This window comes from Streptomyces sp. NPDC059524 (genome assembly GCF_042749255.1).
Taxonomy (GTDB): Bacteria; Actinomycetota; Actinomycetes; order Streptomycetales; family Streptomycetaceae; genus Streptomyces; species Streptomyces xanthii.
On the sequence record NZ_JBHYTK010000260.1, the window covers coordinates 1 to 6,720 of the forward strand.

The window sequence follows — 6,720 nt, forward strand, 5'->3', positions numbered from 1 at the left end:
GGGGGTCGCGAGGGGGGGGGGGCGCCCCCCCTCGGGGTGATGGCCCCGGCGTGACTCTCCCCCCGCGCCGGGGGGGGGGCCCCCCCCTGATCGGATCCGGTGGGCCCCGCCCTTCGTCGTTCGTCGCCGGGGAAGGGGGCGCTCAGGTGACCGAGAGCGCGCCGTCGACCGCGAGGACGGTGCCGTTGGCGTACGCCGCTTCGGGGCGGGTCAGCTGCACGATCCACCAGGCGATGTCCTCGGGCCGGCCGACCCGGCCCGCGGGGATGCGCCCGGCCATCTGCGCGAGGAACCCGTCGTAGGCCTCCTGCGGCATCCCGGCCCGTACCCCGACGCCCGTGTCCACCACACCGGGCGCGATGCCCACCGAGCGGATGCCGCGCGGCGCGAGCTCGACGGCCCAGGTGCGGGTCAGGAAGTCCATGGCGACCTTCGCCATGCCGTACACCGAGTTGTCGGGCCAGGCCCGCAGGCCGAGGGAGCCGGCCGAGCTCACGTTGACGACGACGCCTTTGGTGGCCTCGAGCGCGTCCAGCGCCCGCTGCGTCAGGAAGACGGGGGCCAGCAGGTTCGTGCCGAGATGCGCTGCGACCGTGTCCCGGTCCAGGCCCTCGAGGCCCGTGAAACCGGTGACGGCGGCGTTGTTCACCAGCACGTCGAGCCGGCCGAACTCCCGCAGCGCGCTCTCCACGACCCGTTCGGGCGCTCCGGCGTCGGAGATGTCCGCGGCCAGTACCCGGATCCGGTCCTGGTACCCGTCCGCGGTCTCCTTCAGCGTGGCCTCGCTGCGGCCGACGACGAGGACGTGCGCGCCGTCCTCGGCGAAGGCGCGGGCGGTGGCGGCGCCGATCCCGGTGCCGCCGCCGGTGACGACGACCGCCTTGCGAACCTCAGTGTTCGTCATGACAGCCTCAGAAGCACAGAGCGGTGTTGACACCGCGGATGACGGCCTGCTCGGCGTCGTGGCCGAAGTCCTTGTCGCCGATGGTGAACGACAGCTGCACGCGCGCGTGCAGGTCACGGGTGGTCGCCGCGAGCGTGGCGTAGCCCGGGATGCCCGCGCCGTGGCCCCACAGGTCGAGGTCCTTGTCGTTCTGCAGCTTCATGATGCCCAGGCCGTAGCCGATGCCCATGGGCAGGTTCTCGATCATCTCCGGCGGCAGGGCCGTGGTCATCTCCGCCAGCTGCGCCTCGGCCAGGAGCTTGCCGCCGAACAGGCCGGAGAAGAAGGTGTCGAGGTCCTTGGTGGTGGAGATGATCTCGCCCGCGCAGCCGGCCTCGGACGGGTTCATCAGGGTGACGTCGACGGGCTTGCCGCCGATCTCCATGTAGCCGCGGGCGTGCGGCTCCGGGATGTTCGGGTCGTCGCCGGGCAGCACCGTCTCGGTGAGGTCGAGCGGCCGCAGGACGCGCTCGGTGATCTCTTCGCGGTAGGAACGGCCGGTGACCTTGTCGATGAGCAGGCCGATGATGAAGTAGTTCGTGTTGCAGTACATGAACTTCGTGCCCGGCTCGAACTCCAGCGGCTTGGCGGCCGCGATGGCGATGAGGTCCTTCGGCTCGTAGTGCTTGTAGCGGTCGCGCAGGAAGCGGTCACCCGGCTTCTGGAACGAGTCCATGTAGTTGTACAGGCCGCTGGTGTGCTGCATCAGGTTGCGGATGGTGATCTTCTCGCCGTACTCCGGCAGCAGCCCCGGCAGGTAGCTCTCCACCGTGCGGTCGAGGTCGATCTTGCCCTCGGCGACCAGCTGGAGCACCACGACCGCGACGAACGGCTTGGTGATGCAGGAGATGCGGAAGCGGCCGTCCTCGGGGACCGGCCGGTCCGTGCCCAGCTCGGCGATGCCGGAGGTCACGACGAAGGACTCCTCGCCCCGCGCGACACGGAACTGGACGCCGGCGGCGCCGAGTTCCACGAGCCGGTCGGCGGCGCCCTGCACGGCCGTCTGAAGGGCCGAGGTCTCCGGCCGGGCGATCGTCGTCTGGGTCATGTCGGAAAACCCCCATGGGTACAAGGCGTGGTGGTGCGGGTACGGGCAGCGTCCCCGCGGCCGGTAGCGGCACGGCCGGGAGGCGGTGGAGCGGAGGTGGAGGCCGGTCGGGCCGGCGTGCGTCAGGCCAGGTCGTCGCGGGTGACGAGGCGGGTGCGGACCTGGAGTCGTCCGTCCGCGTCGCGCACGAGGATGTCCTCGCAGACGCACATCCGGTGCAGGCGCGAGGCCTCGCCGAGCGTGGTGGCGTAGACGGCGACGTAGGAGCGCACCTGCACCGTGGCGTCCTGCTGCGGGCGCACGTCGAGCATGGTGACGACGTGGCGGTGCTGTTCCCTGGCCTCGACGAGCCGGGCGTTGTTGGCGCGGGTGGAGGAGACGAGGTCGGCGCGGCCACGGACCGGCTCGGGCAGGATCGGCAGGGCGAAGGTGGCGTCCTCGGTGAACGACTCGCCCCACTCCTCGATGCGGTGCAGGTCGAGGAGCTGCATCTGGCGGGTGTAGAACTGCTGGACCTCGGCGTGCAGGACCGCGGACTCGACGGCGGGCAGCCGTACGGCGGTCGTGAGATCGGCCAGGATGGTCACGGACTTCTCCGCTTCGTCGGTGGTCAGCACGCGGCTGCTGCGCGTCACTGTGGGCGCCGCACATCGAGCCTTCTTCGAGAAACCCTCGACCCCGGTGCCCTCCAGCCCGCGTCCAGCGGGCTCCGAGCCGGGCGGGACACGGTCGGGGCACCGACCGTTTTTCTGGAGGAGAGACATGACGGCACCCACGAACCCGGTGGCGCTGGTCACCGGTGCCACGAGCGGCATCGGCCTGGCTGTCGCACGCGACCTGGGGCGCCGCGGCCATCGCGTGTTCCTGTGCGCGCGTACGCCCGAGAAGGTCGCCGAGACGGTGGCTCAGCTGCGGAGCGAGGGCATCGAGGCCGACGGCACCGCGGCCGACGTGCGCGACCGTGAGTCGGTGACGGCGCTGGTCGCCGCCGCGGTGGCCGCGTTCGGCCCGATCAGCGTGCTGGTCAACAACGCCGGCCGCAGCGGTGGCGGTGTGACCGCCGACATCGACGACGACCTCTGGTTCGACGTCATCAACACGAACCTGAACAGCGTCTTCCTGCTGACGCGCGAGGTGCTGAAGAAGGGCGGCATGGAGGGCGCCGCCTACGGCCGGATCATCAACATCGCGTCCACGGCGGGCAAGCAGGGTGTCGTGCTCGGCGCCCCGTACTCCGCTTCCAAGCACGGCGTGGTGGGTTTCACGAAGGCGTTGGGCAACGAGCTGGCGCCGACGGGCATCACCGTGAACGCGGTGTGCCCGGGGTATGTCGAGACGCCGATGGCGCAGAAGGTGCGGGCCGGTTACGCGGCCGCGTACGAGACGTCGGAGGAGGCCGTGATGGCGAAGTTCACGGCGAAGATCCCGCTGGGCCGCTACGCGACGCCGGAGGAGGTCGCGGGCCTGGTCGGCTATCTGACGACCGATCTCGCGTCGTCCATCACCTCGCAGGCGCTGAACGTCTGCGGCGGACTCGGCAATTTCTGACCGGAGGGGACACAGTCCGATGTCGAACGAGGAGACGGGCGGGCGGGTGCACCGCACCGTTCACGAGGTGGAGGCCGACGCCCCGGCCGACGTGGTGTACGGGATCGTCGCGGACACCGGCCGGTGGCCGCTGTTCTTCCCGCCGAACGTGCATGTGGAGCAGCTGGAGTCCGACGGCACGACCGAACGGCTGCGGATGTGGGCGACGGCCAACGGGCAGGTGAAGTCGTGGGCTTCGCGCCGTGTGCTGGACCCGTCGGCGCGGCGGATCGACTTCCGTCAGGAGGTGTCGGCGGCTCCGGTGGAGTCGATGGGCGGCTCGTGGATCGTGACCGAGCTGGGTCCCGAGCGTTCGCGGCTGACGCTGCTGCACGACTTCACGGTCGTGGGTGACGATCCGGCGGACGTGGAGTGGGTCGAGCGGGCCACGGACTCCAACAGCCGCAAGGAGCTGGAGAACCTGCGGACTCTGGTGTCCGGCTGGCGTGCTCTGGAGGGCCTGGTGCTGTCCTTCGAGGACTCCGTGCGGATCGACGGTCCCGCGGAGCGGGTGTACGCGTTCCTGGAGCAGGCCGGCAAGTGGCCGGAGCGGGTGGCGCACGTGGACCGGCTCGAGCTGACCGAGGACGAGCCGGGCGTGCAGGTGATGGCGATGGACACGCGGACCGCCGACGGGTCGGTGCACACCACCGAGTCGGTGCGGGTGTGTTTCCCCGAGGACCGGCGGATCGTCTACAAGCAGACGGAGACGCCCGCTCTGATGGCGGCGCACACGGGCCGCTGGACGGTCGTGCCGGCCGAGGGCGGTGGCGTCGTCGCGACGTCGCACCACAGTGTGGTGCTGCGCGAGGAGCCGATCGAGCGGGTGCTGGGCCAGGGTGCGGACGTGGCGCGGGCGCGTGGTTACGTGCGCGAGGCGCTGGGCCGCAACAGCACGGCGACGCTGAACCTGGCCAAGGCGTTCGCGGAGAGCGCGGCGTAGGCCCGGGCGTGCGAAAGGGGGGCGGCGGCCCGGGGGGGGGGTGCCCGCGCCGTCCCCCGCCCCCCTAAACGCCTGGGCCGGCGGTCCGATTTACCCGGTGGGGCCGGGGGGAACTGCGGGAGAAGTCCCACCGGCCCGCAGTCGAACTCCGTCAGTAGGTGAGCCCGAACCCGATCGGGAAGAGTTCCTTCGACGGGTCGTCGGCTCGCTGGACCGGCACGGGCAGCCTGCCCTGCGGCTCGGCGGCGCCCGTGAGGACGCGTACCGCCGCCCGCAGTTCGACGTCGATCCAGGAGTACGCGGCCAGATGCGCGGCCGAGACGTCCAGCTGGGCCACGTCGTACGGGTTGCGCATCGACAGCGTGACCACCGGGACGCCGGTCGCCGCGACCGCCTTCACCAGCTTCTGCTGGGCGCTGCCCGCCGTCACGTTGTACGTGCCGATCAGCACCGCGTCCTGGCCCGCCGCGGCGGCGACGGCCTGGTCGATCGCGGCCTGGCTGGGGGCCGTGCCGGTGGCCAGGACCGTCGTGGTGAAGCCGAGTTCGGTGAGGGCGGCGCCCAGCACGGTGGTGGGCGGGCCGTCGCTCAGGGAGGGCGAGGCCGGGTTCGCGCCGAGCACCAGGACCTTCTTGTGGGTGCGCCGGTTCAGCGGCAGCAGCCGGTCCTTGTTCACCAGGAGCGTCGTCGTGCGCTCGGCGATCCGGTCGGCGGCGGCGAGGTGCTGGTGGGTGCCGACCGTCTTGTCGACCTGGCCGTGCGACACGTACGGCTCGTCGAACAGGCCCAGCTTGGCCTTGAGCCGCAGGATGCGCAGGATCGACTCGTCGAGCCGCTCCTCGGTCAGCTCGCCGCCCTTCACGGCGTTCAGCACCGCGTTCCACGCGACGGACAGGGACGGCGGGTTGAGCAGCTGGTCCACGCCCGCCTTCAGCGCGAGCACGGGTACGCGTTCGTCGCCGTACTTGGTCCGTACGCCCTGCATGCCGAGCGAGTCGGTCACCACGACGCCGTCGTAGCCGAGCTGCTCGCGCAGGATGCCGGTGAGGATCGGGTGCGAGAGGGTCGCCGGGTCCTCGGCCGGGTCGAGGGCCGGTACCACGATGTGCGCCGTCATGATCGAGTCGATGCCGGCGGCGATCGCCGCCTCGAACGACGGCTTGTCCAGCTGCTCCCACTGCTCGCGCGTGTGGTGGATGTACGGCAGCTTGGCGTGCGAGTCGTCGACCGTGTCGCCGTGCCCCGGGAAGTGCTTGGCCGTCGACGCGATGTGCGCGGACTGGTAGCCCTTGACCTGCGCGGCGACCATCCCGGCGACGGCCTTCGGGTCGGCGCCGAAGGAGCGGACGCCGATCACCGGGTTCGCCGGGTTGATGTTGACGTCCGCGTCCGGCGCGTAGTCCTGCCGGATGCCGACCGCGCGCAGCTCGGCGCCCGCGATCTGGCCCGCCTTGCGCGCGTCGGCCCGCGAGCCGCCCGCGCCGAGCGCCATCGCGCCCGGGAACAGGGTGGCGGGCTTGCCGACCCGGGCCACTATGCCGTGCTCCTGGTCCGTCGAGATCAGCAACGGGACGCGGGAGTCCTGGGCGAGGCCCGCGGCCTGGATGCCGTTGCTCAGGTCGGCGATCTGGTGCGGGTCGCGGACGTTGTGCGCCCACGCGAAGTAGATGATGCCGCCCAGCTTGTAGCGGTCGATCATCTCGGCGGCCGTGCGGACGCCGATCTCCTTGAGGTTGGCGTCGATGTCGGCCTGGTCGGGGTCGGTGGCCGAATGGCCGTAGACCCGCATCACGAACAGCTGGCCGACCTTCTCCTCCAGGGACATCCCGGAGATGACCTGCTTGAGGGCCCGGTCGGAACGGGCCCGGTCCTCATCGGTTTCGGTGGACGCCTGGGCGGGTGCGGCGCTCAGGCCTGCGGCGGCGACCGTGGCGGTCGCGGCGGCGATCAGCGTACGTCTGGACAGCTCGGGCACGTGCGCTCCTTCCGGAGGGAGGGGCGGTGTGAAGAAAACTTCCGCGCGACACGGATATCGAGAAAGTTTCTGCCAGTCAAGGTACTTGGCGGGGTGCTCCGGGTTGTGGCGGGTGTTCGGCAGCGTCTGCCGGGGGCGGATTCGTCGCCGGGTGCGGGCCGGTGGGGCTTCTCGCGCAGTTCCCCGCGCCCCTGGAGATGCGCACTTCGTGCGCCATCTCCATC

6 protein-coding genes are annotated in these 6,720 nt (G+C 71.2%); 2 read left to right on the forward strand and 4 right to left on the reverse strand.

Annotated elements, in window-relative coordinates; translation table 11 throughout:
* Positions 1–142: 142 nt before the first annotated feature.
* The 3 genes from ACFW9D_RS37410 to ACFW9D_RS37420 form a co-directional block, all read right to left on the reverse strand.
* On the reverse strand, positions 143–904 hold the full coding sequence (locus ACFW9D_RS37410; protein WP_188341971.1) for an SDR family NAD(P)-dependent oxidoreductase: 762 nt from the start codon (positions 902–904) through the stop codon (positions 143–145).
* Between the two features lie 7 nt (positions 905–911).
* Entirely contained in the window at positions 912–1,991 is a 1,080-nt protein-coding gene (locus tag ACFW9D_RS37415) for a serine hydrolase (protein WP_188341970.1), read from the reverse strand.
* A gap of 122 nt (positions 1,992–2,113) precedes the next feature.
* Positions 2,114–2,626: a nuclear transport factor 2 family protein gene (locus ACFW9D_RS37420; protein WP_384629860.1), complete on the reverse strand. Its 513-nt coding sequence runs from the start codon at positions 2,624–2,626 to the stop codon at positions 2,114–2,116.
* Between the two features lie 127 nt (positions 2,627–2,753).
* Here ACFW9D_RS37420 and fabG point away from each other — a divergent pair, with 127 nt between their 5' ends.
* On the forward strand, positions 2,754–3,539 hold the full coding sequence (fabG, locus tag ACFW9D_RS37425) for a 3-oxoacyl-ACP reductase FabG (RefSeq protein WP_188341968.1): 786 nt from the start codon (positions 2,754–2,756) through the stop codon (positions 3,537–3,539).
* 19 nt (positions 3,540–3,558) lie between these two features.
* Complete coding sequence (locus tag ACFW9D_RS37430) at positions 3,559–4,521, forward strand: aromatase/cyclase (protein WP_384629862.1); 963 nt, start codon at positions 3,559–3,561, stop codon at positions 4,519–4,521.
* Between the two features lie 151 nt (positions 4,522–4,672).
* On the opposite strand, the gene ACFW9D_RS37435 is transcribed toward ACFW9D_RS37430, so the two are convergent.
* Positions 4,673–6,496 carry a glycoside hydrolase family 3 protein gene (locus tag ACFW9D_RS37435; protein WP_384629864.1) on the reverse strand — a complete coding sequence of 608 codons (1,824 nt, stop codon included), beginning with the start codon at positions 6,494–6,496 and terminating at the stop codon, positions 4,673–4,675.
* Positions 6,497–6,720 lie beyond the last annotated feature (224 nt).